This is a genomic window from Pseudomonas sp. PDM18, from assembly GCF_014852585.1.
Classification (GTDB): Bacteria; Pseudomonadota; Gammaproteobacteria; order Pseudomonadales; family Pseudomonadaceae; genus Pseudomonas.
This window is the reverse complement of the sequence record NZ_JACVBX010000013.1, coordinates 1-14,236: the sequence shown is the minus strand read 5'-3', so window position 1 is coordinate 14,236 and position 14,236 is coordinate 1. Positions and strand designations below refer to the sequence as shown.

Sequence of the window (14,236 nt, the reverse complement as noted above, 5' to 3'; positions counted from 1 at the left end):
TACTCCTATGGCAACCCTGGTCATCGCTGACTACCACACCCACACCGGCTCCGCCGTTCTCGCCCCGGCGACCCTGAATGCGCTGGCGGCCGCCCAGCAGATCGGCGGTGACGTGCATCTGTTGCTGGCCGGCAGCTGTCTGGCCCACCTGACGGAGCAGGCATGCGGCATCGAGTGCGTCGCGCGCGTCGTGCTGGTGGAAGATCCGGCCTACGACCACCTGCTGGCGGAAAACCTCTCCGCGCTGGCCGTGCAACTGGCTCCCGGCTATAGCCACATTCTTGCGCCGGCCACCGCGACAGGGCGCGATTGCCTGCCGCGTATCGCGGCGCTGTTGGACGTGGACGCGGTGTCCGATGTGATCGCAGTGATCGACGAGCAGACCTTCCAGCGCCCGATCTACGCAGGCAACGCCATCGCCACGGTGCGCTGCGAGGCGCCGGTGAAGGTGCTGGGCATTCGGCCAACGGCCTTCGACCCGGTTGCCGCTGAAGGCGGCAACGCCCAACTGGAAAGACTTAACGGGGCCGGCGATCTCGCGCTTTCGTCCTGGCAGGGCGAAGAGCGTCCGGACTTCGAACGTCCCGCGCTGGAGTCGGCGAAGGTGATTGTCGCCGGCGGTCGTGGCCTGCAGACCGAGGAAGGTTTCGCCGCGCTCTATCCCCTGGCGGATCGCCTGCACGGCGCTGTGGGTGCTTCGCTGGCGGCGGTGGATGCGGGCTTTGCACCGGCAGAGCTGCAGATCGGCCAGTCCGGGCGCATCGTCGCGCCGGAGCTTTACCTGGCGGTGGGGATTTCCGGTGCGGTGCAACACGTGGCGGGAATGAAGGACGCCAAGGTCATCGCCGCGATCAACCTCGACCCGGATGCGCCGATCTTCGATATCGCCGACTACGGGTTGCGGGGCGACCTGTTCGAGCTGCTGCCGGAATTGGAGAAAGCGCTTGCCTAGAGCGCCACGCTGCCCTGGGCCGGGAACAGCACCAGGTGCTCGGCGGCCACGCCGATGCTGACTTCGTCGCCGGGTTGATGGTCGGAGTGGCTCGGGAAGAGTGATTCCAGCTGGGTGCCGGTGGGCAGTTGCAGGCGATAGAGCGTCGCCGCGCCGAGGAACGACTTGCCGACGATCCGCGCCTTCAGCGCGCCATCGGTGGCCGGAACCAGGTCATCCGGGCGCAGCAGCACATCCACCGCGCTGCCGTCCGGCAGGCTGTAGGCACGGTTGCCGCGCAGCAGACCCAACTCGGTCTGCACCGCGTCGGTCCCGCGCATCTGTCCGCGAATGAAGTAGCCCTGGCCGACGAAGCTGGCGACGAAGGGCGTCTGCGGTTCGTGGTAGAGGTTGAACGGGGTGTCCCATTGCTCCAGCACGCCGTGGCGGAATACGCCGACGTGATCGCTGACGGCGAAGGCTTCTTCCTGGTCATGGGTGACCAGGATGGCGCTGGTGCCGCGCGCCTTGAGGATGTCGCGCACCTCGTGGCTGAGCTGGCGGCGCAGTTCCACATCGAGGTTGGAGAAGGGTTCGTCGAGCAGCAGCAGCTGCGGCTGCGGCGCGAGCGCGCGGGCCAGGGCCACGCGTTGCTGCTGGCCGCCGGAAAGTTCGTGCGGGAAGCGCTGGTCGAGGCCGTCGAGCTTCACCAGTTCCAGCAACTCGCCGATGATGCGCTCGCGCTCGGGATGCTTGCGGATGCCGAAGGCGACATTGTCCGCCACGGACAGGTGCGGGAACAGCGCGTAGTCCTGAAACACCATGCCGATCCGGCGCCTCTCCGGCGACAGGGTGAAACCGGGGCGGGAAATCACTTCGCCGGCCAGTTCGATGCGACCGCCCTGCACCGGCTCGAAACCGGCGATGGCGCGCAGGGTGGTGGTCTTGCCGCAGCCCGAGGGGCCGAGCAGGCAGCCAATGTCGCCGGCGTTCAGGTGAAGGCTGACGTCTTGCACCACACGCTGCTGTTCATAGCCACAGGAAAGATCTTCGAGTTTGAGCAGCAGCGTTTGGGTCATTGAACGTAGAACCTGTTCAGAATCTCGCCGAGCGCAGTCCGAGCTAGGCGGAATCAGGTAAAAAAGCGCAGTTTACGCCTGCTAAATGAGCATTTTTTACCTGATTCCAACGCCGCCCGGGACAGCGCAGGCAGATTATGGGCAGGTTCTCAGGCGTAGTGGGCGTGCTCGACCAATAGTTCGAGCAACGCCTTCTGGGCGTGGAGACGGTTTTCCGCCTGGTCCCAGGCCACGGAGCGCGCGTCGTCCAGCAGGTCTTCGCTGATCTCTTCGCCGCGGTGGGCCGGCAGGCAGTGCATGAATAGTACATCCGCCGCCGCGCCGTCGAGCAGCGCACCTGTTACCTGATATGGCTGGAACAGGCGCAGGCGCGCGGCCGCTTCGTCTTCCTGCCCCATGGAGGCCCAGACGTCGGTGCTTACCAGGTGCGCGCCGGCCACCGCTTCGCGCGGGTCGCGGAAGACTTTCACGCGCTCGCCGGCCTGCGCCATCAGCGCGGCGCTTGGTTCGTAGCCTTCCGGGCAGGCCACGTTCAGCTGGAAGTCGAAGCGGATCGCCGCCTCGATGTAGCTGTTGCACATGTTGTTGCCGTCGCCGATCCAGGCGACGGTCTTGCCGGCGATGCTGCCGCGGTGCTCATGGAAGGTTTGCATGTCGGCCAGCAACTGGCAGGGATGCAGGTCGTCCGACAGGCCATTGATCACCGGCACGCGGGAATTCTGGGCGAATTCGACCAGGTTGCTGTGGGCGAAGGTGCGGATCATCACCGCGTCGACCATTCGCGACATCACCCGTGCAGCATCGGCGATCGGTTCGCCACGGCCCAGCTGGGTGTCGCGCGGGGAGAGGAAGATGGCCTGGCCGCCGAGCTGGATCATGCCAGCTTCGAAGGAAATCCGCGTTCGCGTCGAGGCCTTCTCGAAGATCATGCCCAGCACGCGGTTCTTCAGTGGTTCGTAGAGCACGCCTCGGTCTCGCAGGTCCTTCAGCTCGGTGGCGCGGCGGATCAGACCGAGCAGTTCATCGGTCGTGTAATCCAGCATCGAGAGGAAGTGACGTGCGCTCATGGTTCGTACCTACTACTTATTCTCAGAATCAGGCCGAGGCACCGACCGGCTTTCGTGAGAAAAAACGGGCTGAACCTGCGGCGGGACCGCATGGAGCGGAAAATGGGGGGAGGCGCGATCCTATAAGGAAATGACGGATATACGCAAGTTTCGCCCGGAGGGCCCGTCAGGTGGGGCTTCAACATGGTCGTTCCTGATGCCTTGCGATTCACCCGACGGAAGCTGGTGGTGCTTCGCCAGGACTGGATTCATAGTGCTTTCGACCCCGCGACCGGCCCCATGGGGCGCTGGTGACAACAATAACGAGGCGAGCCATGAGCAAGACCCTCCACCACCGTGCGTGCCACCTGTGCGAGGCCATCTGCGGCCTGACCATCGAGACGGAGGATGAGCGCATCCTATCGATCAAGGGCGACGCCCAGGACAGTTTCAGCCGTGGCCACATCTGCCCCAAGGCGGTGGCGCTGCAGGACATTCAGAATGATCCGGATCGCCTGCGCCAACCGGTGCGCCGCGTCGGCAACGAATGGCAGCCGATTGGCTGGGACGAGGCCTTCGAGCTGGTCGCCACGCGCCTGGCGGAAATTCGCGAACGCCATGGCAGCAACGCGGTAGCGGTGTACCAGGGCAACCCCAGCGTGCACAACTACGGATTGATGACCCACAGCAACTACTTCCTCGGCCAGTTGAAGACGCGCAACCGTTATTCGGCGACCTCGGTGGACCAACTGCCGCATCATCTGGTGAGCCAGCAGATGTTCGGGCATGGCCTGCTGATTCCAATTCCCGACATCGACCACACCGACTTCATGCTGATCCTGGGCGGCAACCCGCTGGCCTCCAACGGCAGCATCATGACCGTGCCGGACGTTGAAAAACGCCTGAAGGCCGTGAAGGCGCGCGGCGGCAAGCTGGTGGTGGTCGACCCGCGTCGCACCGAGACGGCGGCGATCGCGGACCAGCACCTGTTCGTTCGTCCCGGCGAAGATGCGGCGCTACTGCTGGGCATCCTCGATACGCTGCTCGGCGAAGGGCTGACTCGCGAAACCTCCCTGCCAGTGAACGGCCTGGACGCGGTGCGCGAAGCGCTGGCGCCGTTCAAGGTTGAAGCCATGGCCGCACGCTGCGGCGTGCCGGCCGACGATATCCGCCAGCTGGCGCGGGATTTCGCCGCCGCCGACAAGGCGGTCTGCTATGGGCGCATGGGCGTTTCGACGCAAGTTTTCGGCAGCCTGTGCCAGTGGCTGGTGCAGTTGATCAACCTGGTCACCGGCAATCTCGACCGCGTCGGCGGTACCCTGTGCACCACGCCGGCAGTAGATCTGGTGGCGACTACCGCGGGCGGCGCGTTCAATCGCTGGCAGAGCCGCGTGTCCGGCCTGCCGGAATACGGCGGCGAGCTGCCGGTGGCGGCGCTGGCCGAGGAAATGCTTACCGACGGGCAAGGGCAGGTGCGCGCGCTGGTGACGGTGGCCGGCAACCCGGTGCTGTCCACGCCCAATGGCCGCCGCCTGGAGCAGGCGCTGGATGGCCTGGAGTTCATGCTCAGCGTCGATCTGTACATCAATGAGACCACCCGCTACGCCGATCTGATCCTGCCGCCCACTGCGCCGCTGGAGCACGATCACTACGACACCACCTTCAACGTCTTCGCGGTGCGCAACGTCACCCGCTTCAACGAGGCGATCCTGCCCAAGCCCGAAGGCATGCTGCACGACTGGGAAATCTTCGTCGGCCTGGCCAAGGCCTACGCCGCGCGCCAGGGGGCTGAGCTGAAGCCGACCATGGCGCCGGAGCAGATGATCGAGATGGGCCTGCGTTTCGGTCCCTACGGCGACGCCAGCGAGCACAAGCTCAACCTGGCGCGACTGCGCGAACATCCCCACGGGCTGGACCTGGGGCCGCTGCAGCCCAACCTGGCGCCACGCCTGAAGACCGCCAGCCGCAGCATCGAAGCCGCGCCGGACATATTCCTGAGCGACTTGCGCCGTTTTGCCGATACCCAGCCGCTGGCCATCGACCAACTGCTGCTGATCGGCCGCCGCCACGTGCGCAGCAACAACTCGTGGATGCACAACTATCACCGTCTGGTGAAGGGCAAGCCGCGCCACCAGTTGCTGATGCACCCGCAGGACCTCGCCACGCGCGGGCTGGTGGACGGGCAAAAGGTGCGGGTGCGCTCGCGGGTCGGCAGTATCGAGATCGAGGTGGCTTCCAGCGACGAAGTCATGGCCGGTGTAGTCAGCCTGCCCCACGGCTGGGGCCACGGGCGGCCGGGCGTGCAGCTGGCCATCGCCCGCGAGCAGGGCGGAGCCAGCGCCAACGACCTGACCGACGAGCGCCACCTCGATGCGCTCTCCGGCAACACCGCGCTCAACGGCGTGCCGGTGGAGGTCGAAGCGGCCTGACGAGCTGACGCACGTCACCTGCAAAGCCGAGCGTGGCGCTCGGCTTTGCAGTACAATGCGCAGTACCGTGCCGGCCAAAACCCACCGTGGGAACTGCCGGGTCAGTATCTGATAGTTAAGCCGAGGAAGTTCATGGATATCATCGATACCATCAAAGAGCAGATCTCCAGCAACCCTGTCCTGCTGTACATGAAGGGTTCGCCGAACGCTCCCCAGTGCGGTTTCTCGTCCCGCGCCGCGCAGGTGCTGATGGCTTGCGGCGAAAAATTCGCCTATGTCGACATCCTGCAGAACCCGGAAATCCGCGCCAACCTGCCCAAGTACGCCAACTGGCCGACCTTCCCGCAACTGTGGGTCGGTGGCGAGCTGGTCGGCGGCAGCGACATCCTGGCCGAGATGTTCGAGAAGGGTGAGCTGCAACCGCTGATCAAGGACGCCGTGAGCAAGGCCAACGCCTGAGTCTTTCGTGCTGTCGCACAAAGCCCCGCCTTGGCGGGGCTTTGTTTTTGGGAAGAAATAAATGATGACTGAACAGACGCGGGCCAACGCCGCGCGCTGGGCGTGCGGATACTGCTTCGCCATGGGCGGGATGGTCCATGGCAGCGTGATGGGGCGCGTGCCGGCCCTCAAGAGCATGACCGGGGTGGACGAGCAGCAGCTGGGCCAGGCGTTGCTGGGCGCAGGCTTCGGCGCGCTGCTGGCGTTCGCCTTCGCCGGCGCGCTGGTGCGCCGCTACGGCAGCCGTGCGATCACCGTGATTTCGGGGCTGGCGCTGATGGCGACCTTCCCGCTGCTGGGGCTGGCGCAGGACGTCTGGGTGCTGGCGGCGGGCTTCCTCGCCGTCGGCCTGACCTTCGCGACCATGGACGTGGCGATGAACACCCAGGCGGTGGAAGTTGAACGGCGGCTCGGTCGCCCGTGCATTTCCAGCCTGCATGGCATGTATAGCCTGGGCGGTTTGGTGGGAGCTGTCGGCGCGGCGGCCTTCGCCGATCTGGCGCCGATCTGGCACTTCAGCCTGCTGGCGCTGATCGCCGTGGCGATCCTGCCATTGTTCGCCCGGAACCTGTTCGAGGGCCGTCCGCAGCCCCTGGAGGAGGAGGCGCCAGCCCAACGTGGCTGGCGCCTGCCGCCACCGGCGCTGATCGGCCTGGGCCTGCTGACGCTTTGCGCGTTTGTTTCCGAAGGGGCGGTCGCCGACTGGGGCGCCTTGCTGCTGCACCAGGTGCTGGGTGCGTCCGAACGCCTGGCAGCACTGGGCTTCGCGGCATTCTCCGCGACCATGGTGCTGGGCCGGCTGTTCGGTGATCGTCTGCGCGTGCGTTTCGCCGACGAGGCGCTGGTGCGCAACCTGGCGCTGCTGGCCATCGCGGGCATGCTGCTGGCGCTGTTCAGCCCCTGGGTTGCCGGTGCGATTGGCGGTTTCGCCCTGGTGGGTGCGGGACTGTCGGTGGTGGTGCCGATCCTGATCGGCGCGGCGGGCAACCGGCCGGGTGTCGAGCCTTCGCGCGGTGTGGCGGCAGTGGCTTCCTTCGGCTACGGCGGCTTGCTGCTGGGCCCGCCGCTGATCGGCTTCCTCGCCGAGCACGTGGGCTTGCGCCTGTCGTTGCTGGTGGTGGTGGGGCTGTGCGCCGGGCTGGTGCTGAAGGCGTCACTGGTGCGCCGTCCGCCGAAGGCGAACGTCTAGAAGGGAAGGGCACCGGCGTCCACAACAGCGCCGGTGCCTTTTTTCTATCAGTCGTCTTCGTGCATGTGCGACTGCAGGTAGTTTTCCAGACCGACTTTCTGGATCAGGCCCAGCTGGGTTTCCAGGTAGTCGATGTGCTCTTCCTCGGACTCGAGGATGTCCTTGAGCAGGTCGCGGCTGACGTAGTCATGCACGCTTTCGCAATGCACGATGGCGTCGCGCAGGTCCTTGCAGGCCTTGAGCTCGAGGTTCAGGTCGCACTGCAGCATTTCCTGGGTGTTCTCGCCGATCAGCAGCTTGCCCAAGTCCTGCAGGTTGGGCAGGCCTTCGAGGAACAGGATGCGTTCGATGAGCTTGTCGGCGTGCTTCATCTCATCGATGGACTCGTGGTACTCGTGCGCGCCGAGGCGCTTCAGGCCCCAGTCGTTCCACATGCGCGAGTGCAGGAAGTACTGGTTGATGGCGATCAGCTCGTTGCCGAGGATCTTGTTCAGATGCTGGATGACTTTCTTGTCGCCTTTCATGCCGGGGTCCTGCCGTGTGGAGTGGGAGAGATTGAAATTCTCGCGCCCTTATAACCATCTGTCAAACATAAGTCCTTGAATTAGCTATAAAAAGGAATATGAATGCGAATGTTTTCATTCCGCAACTTGGCGCTAAGGCACTGAATCGCGGGCATAAAAAAACCGGGCCAGGGCCCGGTTTCTTTGAAATTTTTGGCTGAATCGATCAGCGGTCTTTTGCTCAACCCGCCGCGTAGGCCAGGTTGTAGTTCATTGCCTGGGCGCTTTGCAGCTCGCCGAGGGTCTCGCGAACCACCTGTTTGGCCAGGCAGGCACACTTGCCGCACTGGGTGCCGACGCCGGTGCATTCGCGCACTTCGCGGTAGTTGCAGGCGCCGTCGTAGATCGCATCGCGGATCTGGGTATCGGTAACACCGTTGCAGAGGCAGACGTACATGGTTGCACTACAGTCGCTGTGGGGTTGTTGGAAGCGATACTAATAATAATGAGAATGATTGTCAAAGTTTGCCGGAAGCCCTTTTTGCGGCCTCCGATAAATGGTCACAAGACAGTGAATCGGCCGCCAATACCGCACGGATGAAGGCGCTGCGTGCCAGGTGTATGATGGCTGCCCCACTGGAGCGGCAACCCCTCAAGCCCGGCGGTTTTGCCCGGACAACAGGTTTTTCGCTCTCAAGCGCCTCACCATTTCTGGAGACAAGGAATGAGCGTACTCGTAGGAAAGAAAGCTCCCGATTTCAACGTGGCTGCCGTGCTGGGCACCGGCGAGATCGTCGACAGTTTCGTGCTGTCCGAAGCGATCAAGGGCAAGTACGGCCTGGTGTTCTTCTACCCGCTGGACTTCACCTTCGTCTGCCCGTCCGAACTGATCGCCCTGGACCACCGCATCCCTGACTTCCAGGCGCGCAACGTCGAAGTGATCGGCGTTTCCATCGACTCCCACTTCACCCACAACGCCTGGCGCAACACTCCGGTAGACAAGGGCGGCATCGGCCCGGTCAAGTACACCCTTGCCGCGGACATCACCCATGAGATCGCCAAGGCCTACGACGTCGAGTCCGAAGGCGGCGTGGCTTTCCGTGGCGCCTTCCTGATCGACCTGAACGGCGTGGTGCGTTCGCAGATCGTCAACGACCTGCCGCTGGGCCGTAACATGGACGAGCTGCTGCGTCTGGTCGATGCCCTGCAGTTCACCGAGGAGCACGGCGAAGTCTGCCCGGCCAACTGGAAGAAGGGCGACAAGGGCATGACCGCCTCGCCTGAGGGCGTCGCCGCCTACCTGGCCGAGAACGCCGGCAAGCTGTAAGGCTGCTGGTTAACGAAAAAAGCCCCGCAATCGCGGGGCTTTTTTATTCAGGAAGGCACGATCAGTGATCGTCTTCCATCCAGCCGCCGAATTCCTTCCAGCGGTTGACGATGCCGCAGAACAGCTCGGCAGTCTTCTCGGTGTCGTAGCGCGCGGAGTGGGCCTCGCGGTTGTCGAACTCGATGCCGGCAGTCTGGCAGGCTTTGGCCAGGACGGTCTGGCCGTAGGCGAGGCCGGCCAGCGTCGCGGTGTCGAAGCTGGAGAACGGGTGGAACGGGTTGCGCTTCACGCCGCTGCGGTTGACCGCGGCGTTGAGGAAGCCCAGGTCGAAGCTGCTGTTGTGGCCGACCAGGATCGCCCGCTTGCAGCCGTTGGACTTCAGCGACTTGCGGATGCCACGGAAGATTTCGGTCAGCGCCTGCTCTTCCGGCACGGCCATGCGCAGCGGGTGGTCCAGCTTGATGCCGGTGAACTCCAGCGCAGCCTGCTCGATGTTGGCGCCCTCGAAGGGTTCCACACGGAAGAAGTAGGTGTGCTCGGGGAACAGGTAGCCGCTCTCGTCCATGCCGATGGTGACGGCGGCGATCTCCAGCAGGGCGTCGGTGCCGGCGTTGAAGCCGCCGGTTTCGACGTCCACCACGACCGGCAGGTAGCCACGGAAGCGGCGCGCCATCGGGTGGCGCGGGCCGGGCGGGAAGGAACCGTCGAGTTCTTCTTCGAAGATTTCGTTCTCGTCACTCATGCCTCGGTCTCCAGCAGGCGCCAGCGCAGTTTTTCACCGGCGCGCAGCGGGACCACGTCGAAGTCGCCGAATGGCAGGGCCGCCGGGGCTTCCCATTCTTCGCGGACCAGGGTGATGCGGTCGCTATTGCGCGGCAGGCCGTAGAAATCCGGGCCGTGGAAGCTGGCGAAGCCTTCCAGCTTGTCCAGTGCATTGCGCTGCTCGAAGGCTTCGGCGTAGAGCTCGATGGCGGCGTAGGCGGTGTAGCAGCCGGCGCAACCACAGGCGGCTTCCTTGGCGTGGCGCGCGTGGGGCGCCGAGTCGGTGCCCAGGAAGAACTTCGGGCTGCCGCTGGTGGCGGCATCCAGCAGGGCTTCCTGGTGGGTGTTGCGCTTCAAGATGGGCAGGCAATAGAAGTGCGGGCGAATGCCGCCAACCAACATGTGGTTACGGTTGTAGAGCAGGTGATGCGCGGTGATGGTAGCGCCGACGTTGGCCGGGGCGGCCTTGACGAAGGCGGCGGCATCTCCGGTGGTGATGTGCTCGAAGACCACCTTGAGGGTCGGGAAGCGCTCGACCACGCGCGTCAGGTGCTCGTCGATGAAGCGCTTCTCGCGGTCGAACACGTCGACCTCGGCGCGGGTCACCTCGCCATGCACCAGCAGCGGCAGGCCGACCTCGGCCATGGCTTCGAGCACGTGGAAGATGTTGTCGACGCTGGTCACGCCGGAATCGGAGTTGGTGGTGGCGCCGGCCGGGTACAGCTTGGCGGCGTGCACGAAGCCGGAGGCCTTGGCCGCGCGGACTTCCTCGGCGCTGGTGCGGTCGGTGAGGTAGAGCACCATCAGCGGTTCGAAGCGGCTGCCGGCCGGACGGGCGGCGAGGATGCGCTGGCGATAGGCATCGGCTTCGGCGGCGTTGCGTACCGGCGGGACCAGGTTCGGCATGATGATGGCGCGGCCGAAGGTGCGGGCGGCGTCGCCGACGGTTTGCGCGAGAGCGGCGCCGTCGCGCAGGTGGATGTGCCAGTCGTCGGGGCGCAGAAGTGTCAGGCGGTCGGACATGCGGATTCCAGGGAGGCGGTTGCAGCGGGAAGAGGGTGAAATGCTACCGGAAAAGGCCGTCGCCGGCACTCGCTATCAAGTTTTGCCGAGGCCGACCGATAGAATCTGAGACGCCTCTTTACCTGTGTGGAAGCCATCGTGCGCCAGCCCTCTCTTCTCCTGCTTGCTCTCTGCGCCAGCCTTCCGGCCTGGGGGCTGACCTTCCAGACGCGCATGGAAAGTGCGCAATGGACGGTGGAGGGCGACCAGTTCGAGTGCCGGCTGTCGCAGAGCGTGGCCGGTTTTGGCCTGGGCGAGTTCGTCTGGCGAGCCGGCGAACTGCCGACTTTCCGCCTCAAGCCGCAGACGGGCTGGCTGGGCAGCGGCTCGGCGACCCTGCTGGCGGCCGCGCCACCGTGGCGCCCTGGGCAGGGCGACCTGAACCTGGGGGCGGTGCAGGTGGGGTCGGGCGATGTGCCTTTCAACAGTACCCAGCAGCAGGCCGGGCGCCTGCTCGGCGGCCTGCTGGAGGGGCGCACTCCGGAGGTTCGCCACCGCACGCGCACGGGCGAAAACCTGCTGGTAAGGCTGATGCCAACGCGTTTCGCCGACGGATACGTGAAGTTCCAGGACTGTTCGACGAAGATGCTCCCGGTCAACTTCGACCAGGTGCGCCAGAGCCAGGTCGGCTTCCCGGACGGCGGCACCGAGGTCGATCCGCTGGGTCGCGCCAAGCTGGACATCATCCTGCAGTACATGAAGGCCGACCCGACAGTGAATCGCATCGAACTGGACGGCCACTCCGACAACAGCGGCAACCGCCTGGCCAACCGCGAGGCCTCACGCCGCCGTGCGATCGCGGTGATGGAGTACCTGAAGGCCAATGGCGTGGCGGAATCGCAGATCACCATGCGTTTCTATGGCGAGCGCTATCCGTTGGTGAAGAACAATTCCGCCGCCAACCGCGCGAAGAACCGTCGGGTGACGGTGAACCTGTCCCGCGAGGCGGTCGTCGAGCAGGCACCCGCCGAAGCCCCGCTAGCCCCTGCCGCACCGGCTTCCAGCACCGCCAGCGCGCCGGCTCAGGGTGCGCCGTCAGCGCCTGCCGCCAACGCAGCCAATCCCCCCGCCAGCTCGCCCGGAACACCCAAGGGCTGACCCGCGGCGTCGGGTCGCACCGACGATAGTATTTGTCGCTTTGTCGTCAAAAGCTGTCGCCCCTCTGTAAATTATTCCGAGCGGACAGTAGAATCGGCCCCTTTCGTGACAACCCCCGTGGAGTTGAGTGGCATGGCGGACGTGAAGAAGGTAGTCCTGGCGTATTCCGGTGGCCTGGACACCTCGGTAATTCTGAAGTGGCTGCAGGATACCTATAACTGCGAAGTGGTGACCTTCACCGCCGACCTGGGTCAGGGCGAAGAGGTCGAACCGGCCCGCGCCAAGGCCAAGCAGATGGGTGTGAAAGAGGTCTTCATCGAGGACCTGCGAGAAGAGTTCGTCCGCGACTTCGTCTTCCCGATGTTCCGTGCCAACACCGTCTACGAAGGCGAGTACCTGCTGGGTACTTCCATCGCCCGTCCGCTGATCGCCAAGCGCCTGATCGAGATCGCCAACGCCACCGGCGCTGACGCCATCTCCCATGGCGCCACCGGCAAGGGCAACGACCAGGTGCGTTTCGAGCTGGGTGCCTACGCGCTCAAGCCGGGCGTGAAGGTGATCGCTCCCTGGCGTGAGTGGGACCTGCTGTCCCGCGAGAAACTGATGGACTACGCCGAAGCCCATAACATCCCGATCGAGCGCCACGGCAAAAAGAAGTCGCCGTACTCCATGGACGCCAACCTGCTGCACATTTCCTATGAAGGCGGCGTGCTGGAAGACACCTGGACCGAGCACGAAGAGGACATGTGGAAGTGGACCGTCTCCCCGGAGAAGGCCCCTGACACCGCCACCTACATCGAGCTGACCTACCGCAAGGGCGACATCGTCGCCATCGACGGCAAGGAGATGACTCCGGCCCAGGTACTGACCGAGCTGAACCGTATCGGCGGCGCCAACGGCATCGGCCGTCTGGACATCGTCGAGAACCGCTACGTCGGCATGAAGTCCCGTGGCTGCTACGAAACTCCCGGCGGCACCATCATGCTCAAGGCGCACCGTGCCATCGAGTCGATCACCCTGGACCGCGAAGTCGCTCACCTGAAGGACGAGCTGATGCCGCGCTACGCCAAGCTGATCTACACCGGTTACTGGTGGAGCCCGGAGCGCGAGATGCTCCAGCAGATGATCGATGCCTCCCAGGAACACGTGAATGGCGTCGTGCGCCTGAAACTGTACAAGGGCAATGTCATCGTCACCGGCCGCAAATCCGACGACTCGCTGTTCGATGCCAACATCGCGACCTTCGAGGAAGACGGCGGCGCATACAACCAGGCCGATGCCGCTGGCTTCATCAAGCTCAACGCGCTGCGCATGCGTATCGCCGCGAACAAGGGCCGCAAGCTGTTCTGATAAGCTTGCGTCTCCCGTGACAAGCAAACCCCGGCCACGAGCCGGGGTTTGTGTTTATAAGCCCGCTATCCGGGCGCCTGATGAGGAAAGAACCGATGAGACTGCTGCACACCATGCTGCGCGTCGGCGACATGGACAAATCCATCGCCTTCTACACCGAAGTCCTGGGCATGACCCTGCTGCGCCGCAAGGATTATCCGGACGGCCAGTTCACTCTGGCATTCGTCGGCTACGGCAACGAAGACGACAACAGCGTCATCGAGCTGACCTACAACTGGGGTGTGGATAAGTACGAACTGGGCACCGGCTACGGCCACATCGCCCTGGAAGTGGCCGACGTCTACAGGGCCTGCGAAGACATCCGCTCGCGCGGCGGCAAGATCACCCGCGAGCCGGGCCCGATGAAGCACGGCACCAGCATCCTGGCCTTCGTCGAGGACCCGGACGTACCCCAAAGTATTCACTGATTTGACACCCTTCTAAAGTCGTCTAGATATGGACAGGAGCCTCCTTGGTAGGGATCCTGGTCATGCCTCTCCCTCGCGCGCAATCCGTTCTCGTTAAAAGCTTCCGCCTGACAGAGACCCAGCCCTTGTGCGGTATGGAGGGGACAGTCGTCAGCACTCCCCTAGCCACCTATCGCGTCTCACCCACCGACTCAGCCACGCCGGCGGTCAGCTTCCCGTTGGTCAGAACAGCCGACGGCGCAATTTGGCAGGAAGCCTGTCTTTTCCTGATATATAAATTTCAAAACAATTGTAAGGTCAAAACCTGCGTAGGTTTGGCGAAAGACTTAGCTTTGTATCGGCGATATTTGGATGCTGAGGGTGAATCACCCCTAGTTTCGTAGACACCTCCAAGCCTCATAATGAGGCCCATCAGGAGGTGCCATGAGCAACCAGCGTTACCCCGAAGAATTCAAAATCGAAGCGGTCAGACAAGTTACCGAGCGCGGCCTGCGT

At 64.1% G+C, this 14,236-nt stretch carries 14 protein-coding genes; 8 read left to right on the top strand and 6 right to left on the bottom strand.

Annotated features, from left to right (window positions below; translation table 11 throughout):
- The first annotated feature begins 7 nt into the window (after window positions 1-7).
- Window positions 8-952: an electron transfer flavoprotein subunit alpha/FixB family protein gene (locus IB274_RS23345; RefSeq protein ID WP_192435099.1), complete on the top strand. Its 945-nt coding sequence runs from the start codon at window positions 8-10 to the stop codon at window positions 950-952.
- Here the strand turns inward: IB274_RS23345 and IB274_RS23340 are convergent.
- Together IB274_RS23340 and argF are read right to left on the bottom strand one after the other, a co-directional pair.
- Window positions 949-2,010, bottom strand: coding sequence for an ABC transporter ATP-binding protein (locus IB274_RS23340; RefSeq protein WP_192435097.1), 1,062 nt, complete (start codon window positions 2,008-2,010; stop codon window positions 949-951). The two genes, IB274_RS23345 and IB274_RS23340, sit on opposite strands and share 4 nt — an antisense overlap.
- Before the next feature lie 149 nt (window positions 2,011-2,159).
- Window positions 2,160-3,077, bottom strand: coding sequence for an ornithine carbamoyltransferase (gene argF / locus IB274_RS23335; protein ID WP_192435095.1), 918 nt, complete (start codon window positions 3,075-3,077; stop codon window positions 2,160-2,162).
- Between the two features lie 314 nt (window positions 3,078-3,391).
- Here argF and IB274_RS23330 point away from each other — a divergent pair, with 314 nt between their 5' ends.
- From IB274_RS23330 to IB274_RS23320, 3 genes are all read left to right on the top strand, one after another.
- Window positions 3,392-5,485, top strand: a complete 2,094-nt coding sequence (locus IB274_RS23330; RefSeq protein WP_192435093.1) for a molybdopterin oxidoreductase family protein — start codon at window positions 3,392-3,394, stop codon at window positions 5,483-5,485.
- 132 nt (window positions 5,486-5,617) lie between these two features.
- The gene (gene grxD / locus IB274_RS23325) at window positions 5,618-5,944 is read left to right on the top strand and encodes a Grx4 family monothiol glutaredoxin (RefSeq protein WP_017521010.1); all 327 of its coding nucleotides are present in this window, start codon (window positions 5,618-5,620) and stop codon (window positions 5,942-5,944) included.
- A gap of 64 nt (window positions 5,945-6,008) precedes the next feature.
- The gene (locus tag IB274_RS23320) at window positions 6,009-7,172 is read left to right on the top strand and encodes an MFS transporter (protein WP_192435404.1); all 1,164 of its coding nucleotides are present in this window, start codon (window positions 6,009-6,011) and stop codon (window positions 7,170-7,172) included.
- Between the two features lie 47 nt (window positions 7,173-7,219).
- On the opposite strand, the gene bfrB is transcribed toward IB274_RS23320, so the two are convergent.
- Both bfrB and IB274_RS23310 read right to left on the bottom strand, forming a co-directional pair.
- Entirely contained in the window at window positions 7,220-7,696 is a 477-nt protein-coding gene (gene bfrB, locus IB274_RS23315) for a bacterioferritin BfrB (RefSeq protein ID WP_017521012.1), read from the bottom strand.
- Between the two features lie 220 nt (window positions 7,697-7,916).
- Window positions 7,917-8,132, bottom strand: coding sequence for a bacterioferritin-associated ferredoxin (locus tag IB274_RS23310; RefSeq protein ID WP_192435091.1), 216 nt, complete (start codon window positions 8,130-8,132; stop codon window positions 7,917-7,919).
- A 267-nt stretch (window positions 8,133-8,399) separates the two neighbouring features.
- On the opposite strand from IB274_RS23310, the gene IB274_RS23305 reads away from it, so the two are divergent.
- Complete coding sequence (locus IB274_RS23305) at window positions 8,400-9,002, top strand: peroxiredoxin (RefSeq protein WP_192435089.1); 603 nt, start codon at window positions 8,400-8,402, stop codon at window positions 9,000-9,002.
- A gap of 61 nt (window positions 9,003-9,063) precedes the next feature.
- Here IB274_RS23305 and rnt read toward each other — a convergent pair whose 3' ends face one another.
- The gene (gene rnt, locus IB274_RS23300) at window positions 9,064-9,744 is read right to left on the bottom strand and encodes a ribonuclease T (RefSeq protein WP_037011317.1); all 681 of its coding nucleotides are present in this window, start codon (window positions 9,742-9,744) and stop codon (window positions 9,064-9,066) included.
- Window positions 9,741-10,787, bottom strand: coding sequence for a dihydroorotase (gene pyrC, locus IB274_RS23295; RefSeq protein ID WP_192289623.1), 1,047 nt, complete (start codon window positions 10,785-10,787; stop codon window positions 9,741-9,743). The genes rnt and pyrC overlap by 4 nt, the downstream gene beginning before the upstream one ends.
- 138 nt (window positions 10,788-10,925) lie before the next feature.
- Between pyrC and IB274_RS23290 the strand changes: the two genes are divergently transcribed.
- The 3 genes from IB274_RS23290 (at window position 10,926) to gloA (ending at window position 13,741) form a co-directional block, all read left to right on the top strand.
- Window positions 10,926-11,924: a flagellar protein MotY gene (locus tag IB274_RS23290; RefSeq protein ID WP_318652918.1), complete on the top strand. Its 999-nt coding sequence runs from the start codon at window positions 10,926-10,928 to the stop codon at window positions 11,922-11,924.
- Window positions 11,925-12,056: 132 nt separating this feature from the next.
- The gene (locus tag IB274_RS23285; RefSeq protein ID WP_192435087.1) at window positions 12,057-13,274 is read left to right on the top strand and encodes an argininosuccinate synthase; all 1,218 of its coding nucleotides are present in this window, start codon (window positions 12,057-12,059) and stop codon (window positions 13,272-13,274) included.
- Window positions 13,275-13,369: 95 nt separating this feature from the next.
- On the top strand, window positions 13,370-13,741 hold the full coding sequence (gloA, locus tag IB274_RS23280; RefSeq protein ID WP_192435085.1) for a lactoylglutathione lyase: 372 nt from the start codon (window positions 13,370-13,372) through the stop codon (window positions 13,739-13,741).
- The last annotated feature ends 495 nt before the right edge of the window (window positions 13,742-14,236 follow it).

Coding starts and splice junctions, on each gene's coding strand:
- IB274_RS23330 (WP_192435093.1), top strand. CDS start 3,392: ATGAGCAAGACCCTCCACCACCGTGCGTGCCACCTGTGCGAGGCCATC.
- gloA (WP_192435085.1), top strand. CDS start 13,370: ATGAGACTGCTGCACACCATGCTGCGCGTCGGCGACATGGACAAATCC.
- pyrC (WP_192289623.1), bottom strand. CDS start 10,787: ATGTCCGACCGCCTGACACTTCTGCGCCCCGACGACTGGCACATCCAC.
- IB274_RS23310 (WP_192435091.1), bottom strand. CDS start 8,132: ATGTACGTCTGCCTCTGCAACGGTGTTACCGATACCCAGATCCGCGAT.
- IB274_RS23285 (WP_192435087.1), top strand. CDS start 12,057: ATGGCGGACGTGAAGAAGGTAGTCCTGGCGTATTCCGGTGGCCTGGAC.
- IB274_RS23345 (WP_192435099.1), top strand. CDS start 8: ATGGCAACCCTGGTCATCGCTGACTACCACACCCACACCGGCTCCGCC.
- IB274_RS23320 (WP_192435404.1), top strand. CDS start 6,009: ATGACTGAACAGACGCGGGCCAACGCCGCGCGCTGGGCGTGCGGATAC.
- argF (WP_192435095.1), bottom strand. CDS start 3,077: ATGAGCGCACGTCACTTCCTCTCGATGCTGGATTACACGACCGATGAA.
- IB274_RS23340 (WP_192435097.1), bottom strand. CDS start 2,010: ATGACCCAAACGCTGCTGCTCAAACTCGAAGATCTTTCCTGTGGCTAT.
- bfrB (WP_017521012.1), bottom strand. CDS start 7,696: ATGAAAGGCGACAAGAAAGTCATCCAGCATCTGAACAAGATCCTCGGC.
- rnt (WP_037011317.1), bottom strand. CDS start 9,744: ATGAGTGACGAGAACGAAATCTTCGAAGAAGAACTCGACGGTTCCTTC.
- grxD (WP_017521010.1), top strand. CDS start 5,618: ATGGATATCATCGATACCATCAAAGAGCAGATCTCCAGCAACCCTGTC.
- IB274_RS23305 (WP_192435089.1), top strand. CDS start 8,400: ATGAGCGTACTCGTAGGAAAGAAAGCTCCCGATTTCAACGTGGCTGCC.